Below are 16,854 nucleotides of genomic sequence, written 5' to 3' on the forward strand. Positions count from 1 at the left end.
GTGAATGGATCTTGGTATATCGTCTGAAAATTTTACACGGGATTACTATGGAAAAAGTCCCTTCCTTTTTCGTGGGTCGCTGAAGAGCCATACAAATGATTGGAAGCTATTTGATGGTCTCATTTTTGCAAGCGAGATGGAGATCGACTCCATTGGATTGTTTCTCCATGGATCAGTGCCGCAATCGGCCTATGTGGAGTCGTTCCACGACGTGGGGCGGTTGCGTCGAAGATTGATAGTGCCCGCGGTTGAGGATTTGCTTAGGCGCGGCGCGTCCTTGGTCATCAATCACGCGGACTCTAAGTCTAGGCCAATTGACGCCATTTCGAAGTTCCTGGGCAATTTTGTCGGAGAAAGGACAGCAGCCAATGCATATGTTGCTTTTGGTGGTGAAGGTGCCTTCGGAAAGCATTGGGATACGCATGATGTCTTCGCCGTGCAATTGATAGGAAGGAAGCGCTGGCTTGTCTACTCGCCAACGTTCCCGATGCCTCTGGCCGTACAAAACAGCCGGAATCGAAAGCATGAATGTCCCCTTGATCCTGTAATGGACGTGGTCCTGGCGGCTGGTGACGTTTTATACCTTCCTCGTGGGTGGTGGCATCATGCAATCCCGATTGAGGGTGAGGAGAGTGCTCATGTTGCTGTTGGAATTCATCCGGCGCACATGATCGATTACGTGATCTGGTGCTGCATCAACGTGATGCCGAACGAGCCTATATTTCGAGAGTCGCTTGAAGGTGCGCGTATCAGGTCGGAACTGGCGGAAAGGTTGGGTCAAAGCGCCTTTGAGGTTTTGAGTAGCTCCGAGAATATCGTCAACTTCGAGAAATGGTTCAAAAGCATTCACAGAAATCGTGATGAGTGCAACCTTGGCTGCATAAGAAATGAGGCAGGGATAATGAATGAAAACTCTGCCATAGTCTTAAATACCGTATTTGATCCTGTTTGGGTTGAAGGTGAGACGACCATAAACGGTGTTCGCCTGCGAGCGGACGCAATTTCATCTGAGTTCATCAATAGATTGACCCGTGGGGACGCGGGTAACATGGGTGCCATACTTTCGAATTTGAGTTCGGGTGACCGGGCCAAGGCATCGGAACTGCTGCGTGATCTACTGCGAGAGCGCGTTTGCTACTTTCGTGAGAGAGATCTATGAAGCACATACTACCGATGTTTGTCGGATCATTGGCCATGGGCATTGGGACTCTGGAGTTTTTGATGACAACTTACGTACTCGTCGATCCGGAAGATCAACGGGACATTGGTCTTGTCGCCTTAAGGTGTTCAGCCTATTTCTTTATCGCATGCGCATTATGGAGGTTTTATCGATCTAACCGAGACGGGTTGAATGATTTCATTAAAGGGCCGACAGGGCGAGGCTTGATTCGCATCATCTGTGGTCGCGAGAAATAAAATTAAGGAGAGTCAATATGCGTGAGATGACAATCGAAGACATGGTGCGAGTGTCTGGGGCACGTGGAAATGTAGGCGTCGGAGATGTCGTTACGACGAGTGCGGCCGTCGGAGGAGGGGTTGGCGTCGGAATAGCTCAAGGTGCTGGTTTGGGTCTAGCCGAAACTGCAACGGCAGGAGCTGCAGGAAGCCTCGTTTTCGCCGCTGTAGCGGGTGCGGCAATTGGGGGCTATTACATAGGTACGACCATTGAAAACGCGATCGACGGTGACGAAGGATATCCCTGGCCTTGATTCGCTCTTCACCGTGACATGGATGATCAACCTTCGTAGCAGAAATTGGATTTTTGGAATGCTCAGGCGCTTGTATGATATTTCGAGACATTATCGGCAGGCTAGCCTGGGTGACTGCGGTCTGGCTTGCCTAGGTTTTGTGGCTGCGGCATTGGGTCATGAGATTCCTCTTCGCGAGCTCTGTCGTCGGTTCAACGTGACCGCCTCTGGGGTGCGAATGGCGGACCTGTCGAATCTGGCGCGAGACCTTTCGTTTCGAACGCGTGGCCTGTTCGTCAGTGCAGAAGAGGCCAAATATCTCAAGGCTCCATGCATCCTGCACTGGGATGGCGAACACTTCGCCGTACTTATAAGGATTGGGTCCCGATCCGTATCTATACACGATCCGTCGTCGGGAATTCGTACGTTGTCCTTGAGCGACTTTGGCCGGCACTTTTCGGGATCCGCGCTCGAACTATACGTCGACGAAGGATTCTCGCCTCGAAAGCGCCAGCGGCCTAAATGGCGAGATGTAATTGGCAAGATCGGAAACTTAAGGCGTGGTCTCTTTCAGATACTGGTGCTATCGGCGTCAATCCATGTCTTCGCTCTGGTTGGCCCATTGTTGACCCAGTGGGTTATCGATGAGGCTATCGCTTCGTCCAATATTGATCTGATATGGGTGTTATGTAGCGGGCTTGTTCTATCTGTTGCCATACGGACTGTATTGGACGTCACCCGAGCTTGGATGAGCTTGGCGTTGACAACAAAGGCCATGACGGACTGGTGCTCACGCATAATGGAACACCTGATGCGCCTTCCACTGTCGTGGTTTGAAGAGAGGCACGTCGGAGACGTAACATCCCGCTTCCAATCCACCCAGGCCATTCAGCAGGGAATAACGACTAAGGTAACGGAATTAGCGTTGGACGTTATTTTCTGTCTGCTACTAGTTTGCGTGATGGTGGCTTACAGCGCGGTGCTGACTTTGATTGCGATTAGTAGCGTCGCAATATATTCTCTGGCGAGGTGTGCTCCTCACGCTGCATATCATCGCGCTACTGAAGAGGCAATTATTCGTGAGGCAGGAGCCCAATCTCATTTTATTGAGAGTGTGCGGGGCATGCAGTCAGTCAAGCTTGGTCGGTTAGAGAGTGTGCGTAGTTCCCTTTGGACTGAACTGACGATGGAGGCCGTGAACAAGCGATTTCTTGCTCAGCGGATGATGCTCTTATTCGGCGGCGTTTATGCGCTCATATTTGGGTTGCAAGGCGCGGTAGTTCTTAGTGTTGGAGCCTTGCAGGTGGCTAACGGGGCGATAACGCTGGGCATGCTGATGGCATTTGTGGCGTACAAAGACGACTTCTGCGTGCGAGCGCAACGAGTGGTGGATAATATACTCGCGTTGCGTGGCCTTGAGATTCATGTGGATCGTCTTGCTGAGATAGCGTTGTCGCCTGTTGAAGATCTCGGTGGTTTCCAAGCTAGGGAGCATAATCATTCTTTTGTGCCGGCAGGTATCGAAATTAAGGGGGTAAGTTTTAGGTATGGCAGTCATCTTCCTTGGATTCTTGAGGACCTTGATCTAAGAATTTTCCCTGAGGAGCATGTCGCCATTGTGGGTGCGTCTGGCACCGGAAAATCAACTCTCGCAAAGCTAATGCTAGGCCTTTTGCATCCCCAGCGAGGGGAAATACGAACTGATGGAAAGCCGCTGTCAGTGGAGGGTTTGGGCAGATGGCGAGGACGGGTTGCCGCAGTGATGCAGGACGATAAGCTCTTGTCCGGCAGCCTTCAAGAAAATATCTGCCGGTTTGATGAAAACGTCGACGTCGAAAGGATGCGGCATGCGGCGGCGTCGGCTGACATTCTTGCCGAGATCGAAGCCATGCCGATGGGGTTCAGTACCTATGTGGGTGACATGGGTAGCACTTTGTCGGGCGGGCAGAAGCAGCGAGTTCTTCTTGCACGCGCGTTGTACAGCGAGCCGGATTTGCTTGTTCTGGACGAGGCAACAAGTCACTTGGATGTGCATGCGGAGCGGCGAGTGAATGATGCGATTGCCAAGTTGGCTATAACCAGAATCACCATCGCGCATCGCCCTGAAACTATTGCCATGGCAGATCGAGTGGTATCTCTATAGTTATTGAGGGAAGCAAGGGATAGGCGGCATCCTGCCGCGGCACGTCGTCCGAGGATCAGCGAACCGGCAAGGTCGGCAGATACTTCGGCCGGCGGAAAGCCTTCGCCTTCTGTTCCACGCCGTAGGCGATGGCGATCAGCGTCGGTTCGCTCCACTTCGCGCCGAAGAACACCACGCCTATCGGCAACTCGTGCGCGAATTCGACGGGCAGGGTGATCGACGGATAACCCGCGATGGCGGCGGGCGCGGACACGCCGCCGACGGTCGGGTCGCCGCTCACCACGTGGTCGCCGAGCACCGGGTCGTTCACGAAGGCCGGCCCCCAGCTGGGGGCAAGTAGGGCGTCCAGCTTGTCCTTGGCGAGTGCCGCATCGATGCCCTCCGGTCCGGCGAGGCGCTTGTTGCGGTCGCGCATCTCGATGTACTTCGGATCGTCGAGGCCGCCCTTGGCCTGCGCGGCAAGGAACAGCTCCTGGCCGAACCAGGGCATTTCCTTCGCCGCCTCGCGCTCGTTGAACGCGATGAGGTCGGCCAGCGTCTTCATCGGCTGGTCGGGCCGGGTGGCGAGGTAGGCGCCGATGTCGTGCTTGAATTCGTAGAGCAGCACGTCGATCTCGTGCTCGCTCAATTCCTTCAGGTGCGGGATCTCCACGTTGTCGACGACGGTTGCGCCTTGCGCCTTCAGCAGCGCAATGGTGTGCTCGAGTGCGCGATCGGCATTTGGCTCGATGCCGGCGAGCTGCCGCACGACGCCGATGCGCTTGCCGCGCAGCGCGTTAGGATCGAGGAACTTCGTGTAATCGGTGGCGTGCTTGTCGGCTTCGGCGGTGGCCGGATCGCGCGGGTCGCTGCCGGCGATGGCGCCGAGCACCGCCGCGGCATCGGCCACGCTGCGGGCCATCGGTCCCGCCGTGTCCTGGCTGTGCGAGATAGGCACGATGCCCGTGCGGCTGACCAGTCCCACGGTCGGCTTGATACCGACGAGTCCGTTCATCGACGCGGGACAGATGATCGAGCCGTCCGTCTCGCTGCCGATCGCCACCGTGGCGAGGCCGGCGGCGATCGCGGCGCCGGAGCCTGCGCTGGAACCGCAGGCATTGCGGTCGAGCACGTAGGGGTTGACGGTGAGACCGCCGCGCGCGGTCCAGCCGCTGGTCGCGTGGTTGGAGCGCATGTTCGCCCATTCGCTCAGGTTGGTCTTGCCGAGGATGACCGCGCCGGCCTTGCGCAGCCGCGCGGCCACCGCGGAGTCGTGCGGTGCGGGTTTCATCGTGAGTGCCAGCGAGCCGGCGCTGGTCATCATGCGGTCGCCGGTATCGATATTGTCCTTGAGTAGGATCGGGATGCCCGCGAGCGATCCCGAGGTGCCGCTCTTGCGCGCGATGTCCAGCGCATCGGGATTGACCTCGAGCACCGAGTTGATCGTCGGACCTGCCTTGTCGATCTTCGCGATGCGATCCAGGAAGAGCCGGGTCAGGCCCTCCGGGGTCAGCGCGCCGGAGGCATACGCGGCGCGCACGGTGGCGATGGAAGCGAAGGCATCGTCTTCGCCGGCCTCGCGGGCCGGGGCGGCGGAAGCCGCGTGGAACGACAACGCCATGGTGGCGGCGAGGGCCAAAGGCCGGGTCCAGCGATGCTGCATCGGTTTTCCCCTGGGAGCGGACGAAGCGTCGCACCCATCTTAACCGGATGGTCCGGGGCATATACTGCCGCGATGCCATGCTCGCGGCGCCGTCCGCCACGGGCCCAGTCAACGTTCTGCCAGGGAGTGCCACATGCGTCGTCTCCTTCGCCGGTTGCCCCTCGCGGCCGTCGTGCTTTGGGCCGCTTCCGCGACGGCGGCGGATTCCCCCGCCGTGCCGGACACGCTCGTCCAGCGCATCGCTGCCTGCACGAGTTGCCATGGCGAGCATGGGGAGGGCGGCGACAACGGTTTCAACCCGCGGCTGGCGGGCAAGCCGGCGGGATATCTGCATCGCCAGATGCAGGATTTCCAGCGGGGACTGCGCCACTACGAGATCATGGAATACATGGTCTCGCCGCTGACCGACGCCTACATGCAGGAGATCGCGGAGTACTTTGCCGGCCAGGACGTGCCGTACGCGAAGCATGCCGTGCCTCCGACGACGCCGGTGGCGATGGCGCGCGGCGAACAGCTGGCGACGCAAGGCGATCCGTCGCGAGGCGTTCCCGCCTGCATGGCCTGCCACGGCCCGAACCTCACCGGCGTGCAGCCGGACACGCCCGGCCTGGTGGGCCTGCCGTACGACTACATCAGCGCGCAGCTGGGTGCATGGCGCACGAATACCCGTAGCACCGTGGAGCCGGACTGCATGGCGACGATCGCGAACCGGCTGACCGCCGCGGACGTCAGTGCCGTCTCCGCGTGGCTGGCGCAACGCCCGGTACCCGCCGACGTCCATCCCGAACCGGCCGGCAGCGTCAAACCGCCGCTGCGCTGCGGCGTACTGGGAGGCTGAGCGATGAACCTGTCCTTCCGTCTCTTCGCATGGTTCGCGTTATCCCTCGCCGCCATGGCCGCGTCCGCCGCCAGCGACGCCGAACGTGGCAAATACCTTGCCACCCTCGGCGATTGTGCCGCCTGCCATACCTCGCGCAACGGCGCGCCGTTCTCGGGCGGCCGCGTCGTGCCGACGCCGTTCGGCGCGATCCCGGCCCCCAACCTCACGCCCGACCGCGAAACGGGCCTGGGCAGCTGGACCGCCGACGATTTCTATCGTGCCATGCATTCCGGCATCGGCCACGACGGTAAGTCGCTCTATCCGGCGTTCCCGTTCACCTCGTATGCGAAGACCACGCGGGCGGACACGGACGCCATCTTCGCGTACCTGCGCAGCCTTCCGGCCGTGAAGCGCGCCGACACTCCCAATACGCTGCGCTGGCCTTACCGGATGCGTTCGCTGATGGGCGCGTGGCGCGCGCTCTACTTCGACGAAGGCGAATACGTGCAGAGGGAGAGACACGGAAAGGCGTGGAACCGCGGGGCCTATCTGGTCGAAGGCCTCGGCCACTGCAACGAATGCCATGCGCGACGCAACAGCTTCGGCGCCATGGTGCAGGAGCCATTCCTCGCGGGCGGCATCGTGCCGGTCCAGAACTGGTATGCGCCCGACCTCTCGATGGGCGCGAACGGCGGTCTCGCCGGCTGGAGCGAAGCCGACGTGGTCGCGCTGCTGAAGACGGGCCGCTCGCACAAGGGAACGGCGCTTGGCCCCATGGCCGAGGTGGTGATGCGCAGTACGCAGCACCTCGATGACGTAGACCTTGCGGCGATGGCGACCTACCTCAAGTCGTTGCCCGATCGCGACCCGCCACGGCAGCGCGAATCCGCCGTCAATGCACGCGAACTCGCGCTGAAGGGCGAGAAGATCTACGCGCAGCAGTGCGCGGGCTGCCATGCCGCCGACGGTCGCGGCAAGGGCGATGCGTATCCGCCGCTGGACGGCAATGGCTCGGTCACCGATCCCACGGGCATCAACACGATCCGCATCGTCCTGTCGGGCGGCTTCGCACCCGTCACGAAGGACAATCCGCGGCCGTATTCGATGCCGCCGTTCACGCAGAAGCTCAACGACGAGGACGCGGCCGCGGTGGTGACCTACATCCGCCAGGCGTGGTCGAACAAGGCGGCTTCCGTCTCGCCGGCCGACGTGCGCGCCTATCGCTCCACGCCGGGCAGCTGAGCCATACGGTCTCGAGATAGGGTTTGCCGTTCACCCATCAAGATGACAATTCGGGCCAGAAAATTAACCAAGGAATCCCAATTGCCACGCAGCTCTGCTAATCGCAGGTAGATAACAGAGCTACCCCGGCTACGAGCAAAGAACTCATATAAAGGGAAGAAAGGGGCCGTGCAAAGCTTCTCTCTTCGGAGGATCGAGGCCCATAGCCAGCGCGCGGTACGGCCATTTCCATCTGTAAACGGATGCAGGTTGGAAACACAGCAGTAACCCACGGCAGCTTTGCAGAAGGCCGGAGATTTAGACGTTTCGAGCCAATTCCATAGCTCATATAGATTCTCGTCGATACTTCCAACTGGAGGGAATAAGATGCGAGATCCGTCCTTGCCCTCAGTGAACACCTGATTTGTCCTGCGACTGGCTAGCCCTTGAGAGACACCGGTATTGACGCGCTCGAGTATGCCGATGAAACCAGCGGCATCAGCATTTGATGGATTTAGCCGCGTCAATTCCTCGTTGGAATGAATCATGGCTTCCATGACTGTGTGGTCTTGCCATGTCTGTTGCGAATCGAGCGGGACGCAATCCATGGCAAAGGTGAGTTCATGATTGAGAAGCGACCACGATTCGGCGGAGTCACTCGGAATCCATCTTGATAGTGGATCGCTTGGCGACCATGTACCCATGTCTGGCAGGAGCCTCATCGCCTCGTCAATATTCCGCGTCGTAAGCGGTGAGAGGTCGATCGTCGTGGGTAGGGATAGTGGTTGTCGGCGCCAAAGATTCGTCATGATGATGAGTTGTCCGCTCTACGAGCGGACAACCTAATTTATCGTTCGCAGCGAAATAATTTGAACATGCCGGATCGAAGTTCATGCTTGATCGCCGCCCGGGATGCCAGGATTTCTGAAAGATCGGGAAGAAAGATTACCTCTGGCGCCGGTGATTCTGCCTTCGGCATGGTTTCAATGATCTTCATATCCTTGTTCCAGAAAAATGCGTGCATTTCTCCCAGAGGCCTTTGTCCTCCGTCGTAGGTGGGTGGTTGCCAATCTTTTTGAAGCACGTCTGTTGTGGAGATGAAGTTGATGTAACGGGAAGATCCTGCGTCGAGGAGAAACCAGAATGATGCCTTTGAAGCGGCGCTCTCCACTTGAACAGCCATGTCAGAAAGGAGAACCTGATGACCGAAGCGGTGAAAGGACATCGTCCACGCTGTGTCGGCCGTATGTAGGTACTTAGCGTGAGCGAAGGTGCACTCCGTCGCTCTCGCCGAGGAGAGAGCGAGAGGAAAAAGGATAAGCGCGCAAAGCTTGGCTTTCATCACTGCACACCGTAACCAAGCTCTTTCACTTTGTTGTAGTACTCCTGTACGAACGGCGTATTCCAATCTTGGCTATACGCGCCAGCGTGATGTTTGATCTCAACGTACGCATCAAAAGCTACATTCCATGGAATTTCCAAGCTCTGGTTATGTCCATGGGTATATCTCTGGCCGTACCATTGCAGATCGTTATAGAAGGCCTTGATCTGGTCTGCCTGGCTCCAGATATTTAGGTGTGCATGTCGATCGTTCCATGTCGAATGACTGTATTGATATAGGCCGAAGTGGGTCGGGTTGTTGTCAATGGTTCCCAGGGATGACTCAGCGAACGCCATATTGACGGCGAGCCCGGTGTATTGGCCGTAAGTGCCATAGTTGGCTATGCCGTAATCGATAATCTGCCCTGCGGTACTGATTTGGCTTGCACTCAGTGATGCGTGTGTACTGAATGAATGTCCGCTTGGACTGACGTAATGGTGAATGGCATGGCTGGCGGTAGCTGCGCCACTAACGTGACCGCCGCCACCACCAGAACTCCCCGCCGCCCCGACGGTTTCTCCCCAAGCGCCGGGAGGCCCGGGTCGTGGGAAACTACCTGGGTCGTACGGGTTGTCGGGAGCAACATTGAAGCCTTGCAAGTCGGTGATCGAGATTCCGTTGAGGGTATCAACTCCGCCAGCGACCAGTTCCAGTTCTTCAAGTGACAGTTCGCGCATGTCTTTCTCCTTTTGCATGATCGGGGAATGAACCGATTCCCCAGCGGTCAGTGCCCACTTAAGCCTTCGCTTGCCTGAGATAGCTCATGTAGTCGTTGTCCCGAGAGAAGAAGAATGCGGTCTGCGGTAGCAACCGTCTCCGGGCGGTGTGCCACGAGTACCCGAGTCATGCGGAGTTCCTTCAAAATGCCGCTGATTCTTGATTCGCTGGCTAGGTCAAGATGACTCGTCGCTTCGTCTAGAACGAGGATCTGTGGGTCGCGATAGAGGGCTCTGGCGAGGAATAGTCGCTGTTTTTGTCCGCCGGATAGGCCTGAACCCATGTCGCCTATATATGTGTGGTAACCCATTGGCATGGCGACGATTTGATCATGGATTTGCGCAAGCCGAGCCGCAGCCTCAATCCGCGACGGTGACGAGCTGCCGTCGAGAAAACAAATGTTTTCCGCAATGGTTCCGCTGAATAATCGATCATCTTGCATGACTGTGCCAAGCATGTCGCGATAGCAGGTCTTACCTAGATGAGATAGATCAACGCCTCCGATCAGGATACGCCCAGCCTGCGGCTCAAGAAGACCGAGGATTAAGCGGATCAAGGTGGTCTTGCCAGAACCGGACGCGCCGACGATAGCGATAGACTGCTGTGGCGAAACTTCAAAAGAACAGTTGAATAATATCCATGGGTAGCTCTCGCTATATCGGAAGCTGACTCCTTCGAAGCGAATGGACGCAGTTGGTCGATCGCCTATATGGCAGCCGTGGAGGTTGGGCTCCGGTGACGTTGTAACAATATCTGCCAGGCGTTCTCCTTGAAGGCGAAGAAGCTTTAGTTGCACCAGGTAGTCGGCAAAGGAGTTAGCCCTTGTGATGAACTGATCACCATACGAAGTAAATGCGATTACCATGCCGGCGGTAAATTGTCCGCGCAAAGTCAGTAGCGCACCGAGCCAGAGTAGGCCTCCACGTTGGAGCCCGCCAAGAAGATTGCTTGCGGTGGAGAATAGTAGTCCCAGGCGCTGAACCTCAATCTGGGTATTTAGTGCGTCCGCGGTGTGGTTTAGGAAGCGTGTCGAATAGTCGGAGGATCTATTGTGGAGTCGTATGGCTTGCACTCCTCGGATTGCTTCAATGAGGCAGCTCTGCTGTCGCGCATCCATGGCAATTTGATTTAAATTTTTCTCCAGAAGGGTTCTGTAATAGGCTGCCCGGAGAAGCGCATATAGAATGACGCCAGCGACAACAATGAAGCTCATCAATGTGCTGTAAAAAAAGAGCAAGGCTAGGGTTGCGAATGCCATTAGGCCATCAATCAACGCCGCTACGAGCTGCGTTGTGAGGCTTTTTTGTAGTGTAGAGATAGCACCCATTCTGGAGACGATGTCGCCTAGACTTCGTCTGAGGAAATAAAGCTGTGGCAGCTTCATCAAGTGCGAAAAAATGTTTCCCGTCCAGTTCATAGTGAAGCGGCTTCCCAGCCAAACTACTGCCCAGCCACGCAGAGCCGAAATTAGTGATTGGATGGCGACGAGTAGGACGAAGCTGATACCTACAATTGTCAGTAGGTCCTGGTCTTCGTCCGCAAGGACTTGATCGACCGTGATCTGCATGAATTGCGGCATGAGGAGAGCTACGGCCTCAAGTGCAATTGCAAACCCAAAAATTGTTCGGATTGCCTTGCCGAAGCCGGTGATAGTTCCGGCCAGCTTGACGAGGGATATGGGAGGCGGAGCAGGTCGTCGCTTGAAGTCCGGCCCGATGCTCATCTCCAGAGCTACGCCCGTAAAGCTTGATGCTGCGTTATCCAAGGATAAATATCGAATGCCCTTCGATGGATCATGAATGACAATCCGATTTCCCCGCACATGCTTTAGTACCACGAAATGGTCGAGATTCCAATGAAGGATGCAGGGAGCGCGGAGCTTTGAAAGTTCATGTATTTCTAGACGTACGGCCCTTGATGTGATGCCCATGGCATCAGCATGTCGCGTAATCACGGACAGGCTGCATCCACGATACGAGCTAGTGAATCGCTGGCGAAGTTCGCCAAGAGTGGCGTGGTGCCCGAACCAGCCTAGTATCATGGCTAGGCAGGAGAGGCCGCATTCCCCAACTTCTACCTGTCTAATCATGGGAAGTCGCCTACCGCGTCTCATCGTTAGGAGGTCTGAAAATGTGTTCATGGTTCTTGTCTCCCCGCGCAGGGTTTTCGCGATGTCATCCTTTCCATCGTTCCCTCGCCCCCAACAAAGGCTCAAATAGCCATTCGACGAGATGACGGCGGTCCAGAAGAAGGTCTGCCTCGACTGCCATTCCGGGACGTAGTTCTTCTTTGCGTCCGTAAGCGGTGATGGTTTGACTTTGGAGATCCACCTCCACTTGGTATAACGGTTCCTGTTCAACCTGTTTTTGTCTCAGTAGTGCCGCGACTTCTTCCGAGGACAGCGCGCTGTGGGAGACGTGCTTGACGATACCTTTCTGAATACCAAATTTTTGATATGGAAATGCCTTCAGGTGAAGCGCGACTTTTACTCCGGGTTTAACGAATCCTATAGCATTGCTCTTTACGAGAAGGCGGGCTACGAGCCTTGAATTTTCGGGAACCAAGGTGGCCAATGCTTGCCCCGCTTCCGTAGACTGACCTTCCTTTAGATGTATCGCCGAAACCTGTCCCTTCTCCGGTGCTGTAACGAAAATCTCCCGATCTATCTCAGTTCGTGCCAATGATTGATTGGTCGCAGATTGTTGGGCGTCTAGTTCGCTTAGTCGCGCAGACAACTGTAAGGGAAGTTGTCGGATTTTTGCTTCAGAGGTAGCGATTTGTTGGCTTAGTTCGCCACGCTGTCGAAGCAGAGACTTGAGTTCGGATTGAGCCTCTAATTTGCTTGCCTTATGTTGTTGATGCTGAAAGATTGATATGTATCCTTTGGACAGCAATGGCTCGATCTTTTCAACTATATCTTGCTGGAGCATTATCTTTTCGCGTAGAAGTTCTATCTGGTCGTTAAGATGCTTCAACTGAGAATTTGCTATTTCTATTTGCTGCCGATATGCCTTCGTCTGTTCCGTGTTCAGAAGGGCGGCGTCTTTTCGATCGGCTTTAATTCGTTGGCGGTCAGCGTGTAAATTTTCGACGACACTCGTTATTGCCGGACCAAGAGCTGTGCTGTTGCGCTCCGTGGAGATGATTGCCACGGCATCTCCACGTGATACATACTGTTTCTCCTTGACTAGTATTTGCGTGACCGTTCCCCCGGAGCGTGTATTTACGATTATTAGACCTCCGGCAGGCACCAGGTGGCCAGCTACATGCACGCGTCGCGTGTAGGTCCCGAACACGAGCCATGAGATCACGGTGATTACCAGGACGATGCAGGCATGCATCGCGACTCGATGCGACTGTGGTGGAGTGATGCACACGGAACCTCGGGGGGCGAGCTTATGATCTACAACTTCCGTTCGAAATAGGGTAGTCACGGCCTTCCCCGATTAGTGTAGAAATTGTATGACTCGGGGTTCTCGCGAGTAGGAGGCATCTTGGTGTTCTTCATCTAAGCGGCCCCCTCGATGTTGTGTAATTCTTCGCCTATATTCGGAGAGTCTTAGTGCTTCACAGTTGTCAGTTTCCTCCACTGCATGCACCTGAGAGTGAAGCTACGCCTCTCAATTCAAGCCCTTATCTCATTGGGCCGGCGGAGTTTTTAGCTTTGGCCGATGCGTGGGATGGCCGATCAGCATGGGCGCACCTACTCGTGAGTCAGCGCAGCCGTTCGCACAAGTTTGGCGTTGTCGTCGATGCTGCCTTGGTGGGCGGTTCTTTTATGGATGACTCGATTTCCCGTCCTCATGACATCGATTCAGTATGGTTCTACCGCTCCGAGACGTCGAGCGAGGTAGACGCCGTGGGTCTTAAGCAGGAGCAACATCGACTGAGATCACTTGGGTTGGATGTAAGGTTTATTCCCATTGATGGAGAACCTCTCATCCTCCTTCGTGCGATGGCATTCTTTACGATGATTTATTCCAAGCGCCGTGACTCAAATGCGTTGACTCGCGGCATGATATTGATCGACTTCTCGTCGAGCTAATCGATTCAGCGACGCAAGAATTCAGCCAGCTCCCGCCATGTGTGGAGATCCCAGGATCTTCGTGCCTGGCCGGAGGGCGAGGGCAGCACGAAGGTGGGCACGCCGGCAAACCGTGCCTCCTGCAAGCCATAGACGATGCCCTTGCCGAGCGCGGCCGTGCCGCCGTGCTTGCTGGTGAAAGCGATCGCCCCCGGCGCGTAGTGCTCGACCTTGGAGCGCAGCGCGGCCACGTCGAACGCGTCGACGGGAAGTTCAGCATCGTTGCCGTAATGGAACTTCGACAGATCGGTCAGCCCGATGCCGAAGCCCGGCAGCAGGGGATATTCTGCCGGCACGAGCAGGCGAGGCGTCAGCCCCACGGCGAACAACGTCCGCCAGAACATGTTGCCGGGATGCGCATAATAGGCCCCGTCCCGCGCGGATCGCGCCCCGGCGGCCGTTCCGCAGAACACGACCCGCAAGCCGGGACGGAGGAGGTCGGGAAGCACAAAGCTTTCGGTCTTCGGATGGTTCACCATGGACCTACTTTACCGTGCCCGGAGATATCCCCGTGACAACCGAACACAGCCCCGAACAGGCCGCGCGCCACTGGTTTTCGAAAAGCCTCGACGACCTGGGCCACGTCGAGCAGAAGATCCTGGAGAAGCTGGTCCAGCGCAAGACCGTGTCGCAGGACGTCAACGCGGAGTTCCGCTCGGACCTCACCTTCGGCCAGCGGCTCGCGGACAACGTATCGCGCTTTGGCGGCTCCTGGACCTTCATCCTCGTCTTCGCCGCGATCCTGGTGCTGTGGACCGGGGTGAACTCGTACGTGCTGCACAAGCCGTTCGACCCGTATCCGTACATCTTCCTCAACCTGATGCTGTCGATGCTCGCGGCGGTGCAGGCGCCGGTGATCATGATGAGCCAGAACCGGCAAGCGGCGATGGACAGGCTCGATGCCGCGAACGACTACAAGGTGAACCTCAAGGCCGAGATCGAGATCATGGGCCTGCAGGAGAGGCTCGACCACATCTGCAACGAGCAACTGGCGATGGTGCTGGCGAGGCAGCAGGAACAGATCGACCTGCTGACGAGACTGCTGATGGAGAGACCCGACGATCGGGCGGAATGAGTCTCCGGGCTCCCCTACGAAAAAGGCCCGGCTGATGCCGGGCCTTTTCGTTGCGCAACGACCGCGGGATCAAGCCTGGCCGCGCGAGGCCTTCTTGCGGTCGTTTTCCGTCAGGTGCTTCTTGCGCATGCGGATTTCCTTCGGCGTCACCTCGACCAGTTCGTCGTCGTCGATGAAGTCGAGCGCCTGTTCCAGCGAGAACTTCGTCGCCGGGGTCAGCTGGATCGCATCGTCCTTGCCCGAGGCACGCATGTTGGTCAGCGGCTTCGGCTTGATCGCGTTGACGGTGAGGTCGTTATCCTTCGCATGGATGCCGATCAGCTGGCCTTCGTACACCGAATCGCCTTCGGCGGCGAACAGCTTGCCGCGCTCCTGCAGGGGGCCGAGCGAGTAGGCCGGAGTGGTGCCCGGGGCGTTCGCGATCATCACGCCGTTCTGGCGCTTGGCGATCGGGGCGGTTTCCATCGGACCATAGCTGTCGAACACGTGGAACAGCAGGCCCGAACCCTGGGTGAGGGTCTTGAACTGGTTCTGGAAGCCGATCAGGCCACGCGCCGGGATCTTGTATTCCAGGCGCACGCGGCCCTTGCCGTCGGACACCATGTTCTTCAGCTGGCCCTTGCGGATGCCGAGGCGCTCCATGACCGGGCCCTGGTGGATTTCCTCGAGGTCGACCACGAGTTCCTCGATCGGCTCCATCTTCTGGCCGTCGATTTCCTTGATGATGACTTCCGGACGCGACACCGCGAGCTCGTAGCCTTCGCGACGCATGTTCTCGATCAGCACCGAGAGGTGCAGTTCGCCGCGGCCCGAGACCAGGAACTTGTCGGCGTCCGAACCGTCTTCCACGCGCAGGGCCACGTTGTGGACCTTCTCGCGCTCGAGACGCTCGCGCAGCTGGCGGCTGGTGAGGAACTTGCCGCCGGAGAGATCCTTGTTGCCGACGAACGGCGAATTGTTGACCTGGAAGGTCATGCTGATCATCGGCTCGTCGACGCTCAGCGGCGGCAGCGCTTCCGGCACGTCCGGCGAGGTGACGGTGTCGGAAATGGTCAGCTCGGGGATGCCCGCGATGGCGACGATGTCGCCCGCTTCGGCGCTGTCCTGCTCGATGCGCTCGAGGCCGAGGAAGCCGAGCACCTGCACGACCTTGCCCTGGCGCTTCTTGCCGTGGCGGTCGATGACGGCGACCTGCATGCCCTTCTTCAGCGTGCCGCGCTGGATGCGGCCGATGCCGATGACGCCCACGAAGTTGTTGTAGTCGAGCTGGCTGATGCGCATCTGGAAGGGGCCTTCCGGATCGACGTCGGGCTTCGGCGCATGCTGCATGATCGCTTCGTACAGCGGGGTCATGTCGCCTTCGCGGGCGTTCTCGTCGAGCGAGGCATAGCCGTTCAGCGCCGAGGCGTAGACGATCGGGAAGTCCATCTGCTCATCGGTGGCGCCGAGCTTTTCGAAGAGGTCCCACACCTGCTCGACGACCCACTCCGGACGGGCGCCCGGACGGTCGATCTTGTTGACGACCACGATCGGCTTGAAGCCCATCGCGAACGCCTTCTGGGTCACGAAGCGGGTCTGCGGCATCGGGCCGTCCATCGCGTCGACGAGGATCAGCACGGTGTCGACCATCGACAGCACGCGCTCCACCTCGCCGCCGAAGTCGGCGTGTCCTGGGGTGTCGACGATGTTGATGCGGTTCTTGACGCCCTTCTTCTTGTCTTCCCAGGTGATGGCCGTGTTCTTGGCCAGGATCGTGATGCCACGCTCCTTTTCCTGGTCGTTCGAATCCATCACGCGCTCGGCAAGCACGGTGCGCTCGTTGAGCGTGCCGGACTGCTTGAGGAGCTGATCGACGAGGGTGGTCTTGCCGTGGTCGACGTGAGCCACGATGGCGATATTGCGCAGGAATTCGATCGACATGCGTCATGCGCCGGCCTTCAGCCGGTGCACCTCTTTGGTGTGGGAAGCCGCCGATTATAAAGGAAATTGGCGACTTTCGCATGACTGCCCGGCCGCCGTCTTGCGCCGACGTCCGGAGGCGCGCATCTTGCCGCCTTCTCCAGACGCGAGGCCCGATGCGCCC

14 protein-coding genes are annotated in these 16,854 nt (G+C 57.7%); 6 read left to right on the forward strand and 8 right to left on the reverse strand.

The window, feature by feature from the left end; genetic code table 11:
• Window positions 1-4: 4 nt before the first annotated feature.
• Window positions 5-1,159 (forward strand): cupin domain-containing protein, encoded by a 1,155-nt coding sequence (locus HBF32_RS01875; RefSeq protein WP_166697938.1) that lies wholly within the window; start codon window positions 5-7, stop codon window positions 1,157-1,159.
• A 608-nt stretch (window positions 1,160-1,767) separates the two neighbouring features.
• Window positions 1,768-3,831, forward strand: a complete 2,064-nt coding sequence (locus HBF32_RS01880) for a peptidase domain-containing ABC transporter (protein ID WP_425482230.1) — start codon at window positions 1,768-1,770, stop codon at window positions 3,829-3,831.
• Window positions 3,832-3,886: 55 nt separating this feature from the next.
• Here the strand turns inward: HBF32_RS01880 and HBF32_RS01885 are convergent, their stop codons facing one another.
• Complete coding sequence (locus tag HBF32_RS01885; RefSeq protein WP_240147776.1) at window positions 3,887-5,473, reverse strand: amidase; 1,587 nt, start codon at window positions 5,471-5,473, stop codon at window positions 3,887-3,889.
• A 133-nt stretch (window positions 5,474-5,606) separates the two neighbouring features.
• On the opposite strand from HBF32_RS01885, the gene HBF32_RS01890 reads away from it, so the two are divergent.
• Both HBF32_RS01890 and HBF32_RS01895 read left to right on the forward strand, forming a co-directional pair.
• Window positions 5,607-6,311: a c-type cytochrome gene (locus HBF32_RS01890; RefSeq protein ID WP_166697940.1), complete on the forward strand. Its 705-nt coding sequence runs from the start codon at window positions 5,607-5,609 to the stop codon at window positions 6,309-6,311.
• A gap of 3 nt (window positions 6,312-6,314) precedes the next feature.
• Window positions 6,315-7,535, forward strand: coding sequence for a cytochrome c (locus HBF32_RS01895; protein WP_166697941.1), 1,221 nt, complete (start codon window positions 6,315-6,317; stop codon window positions 7,533-7,535).
• Here the strand turns inward: HBF32_RS01895 and HBF32_RS01900 are convergent.
• The 5 genes from HBF32_RS01900 to HBF32_RS19445 all read right to left on the reverse strand — a co-directional run bounded on the left by HBF32_RS01900 (window position 7,511) and on the right by HBF32_RS19445 (window position 12,764).
• Window positions 7,511-8,071, reverse strand: a complete 561-nt coding sequence (locus HBF32_RS01900) for a Fic family protein (RefSeq protein WP_166697942.1) — start codon at window positions 8,069-8,071, stop codon at window positions 7,511-7,513. The genes HBF32_RS01895 and HBF32_RS01900 overlap by 25 nt on opposite strands.
• A 290-nt stretch (window positions 8,072-8,361) precedes the next feature.
• Window positions 8,362-8,856 (reverse strand): hypothetical protein, encoded by a 495-nt coding sequence (locus tag HBF32_RS01905; protein WP_166697943.1) that lies wholly within the window; start codon window positions 8,854-8,856, stop codon window positions 8,362-8,364.
• Window positions 8,856-9,572, reverse strand: a complete 717-nt coding sequence (locus HBF32_RS01910) for a hypothetical protein (RefSeq protein ID WP_166697944.1) — start codon at window positions 9,570-9,572, stop codon at window positions 8,856-8,858. The genes HBF32_RS01905 and HBF32_RS01910 overlap by 1 nt, the downstream gene beginning before the upstream one ends.
• Window positions 9,573-9,619: 47 nt before the next feature.
• Window positions 9,620-11,752 (reverse strand): peptidase domain-containing ABC transporter, encoded by a 2,133-nt coding sequence (locus tag HBF32_RS01915; RefSeq protein ID WP_338039723.1) that lies wholly within the window; start codon window positions 11,750-11,752, stop codon window positions 9,620-9,622.
• A 34-nt stretch (window positions 11,753-11,786) separates the two neighbouring features.
• Window positions 11,787-12,764, reverse strand: coding sequence for a beta-barrel domain-containing protein (locus tag HBF32_RS19445; protein ID WP_166697946.1), 978 nt, complete (start codon window positions 12,762-12,764; stop codon window positions 11,787-11,789).
• Between the two features lie 557 nt (window positions 12,765-13,321).
• Between HBF32_RS19445 and HBF32_RS01925 the strand changes: the two genes are divergently transcribed.
• Entirely contained in the window at window positions 13,322-13,657 is a 336-nt protein-coding gene (locus HBF32_RS01925; RefSeq protein WP_166697947.1) for a DUF6932 family protein, read from the forward strand.
• Window positions 13,658-13,662: 5 nt separating this feature from the next.
• Here HBF32_RS01925 and HBF32_RS01930 read toward each other — a convergent pair whose 3' ends face one another.
• Window positions 13,663-14,175, reverse strand: a complete 513-nt coding sequence (locus HBF32_RS01930) for a mismatch-specific DNA-glycosylase (protein WP_166697948.1) — start codon at window positions 14,173-14,175, stop codon at window positions 13,663-13,665.
• Between the two features lie 32 nt (window positions 14,176-14,207).
• Between HBF32_RS01930 and HBF32_RS19175 the strand changes: the two genes are divergently transcribed.
• Entirely contained in the window at window positions 14,208-14,771 is a 564-nt protein-coding gene (locus HBF32_RS19175) for a DUF1003 domain-containing protein (protein WP_166697949.1), read from the forward strand.
• A gap of 69 nt (window positions 14,772-14,840) precedes the next feature.
• Here the strand turns inward: HBF32_RS19175 and typA are convergent, their stop codons facing one another.
• Complete coding sequence (gene typA / locus HBF32_RS01940) at window positions 14,841-16,691, reverse strand: translational GTPase TypA (protein WP_166697950.1); 1,851 nt, start codon at window positions 16,689-16,691, stop codon at window positions 14,841-14,843.
• Window positions 16,692-16,854 lie beyond the last annotated feature (163 nt).

Source organism: Luteibacter yeojuensis (genome assembly GCF_011742875.1).
Lineage (GTDB): Bacteria > Pseudomonadota > Gammaproteobacteria > Xanthomonadales > Rhodanobacteraceae > Luteibacter > Luteibacter yeojuensis.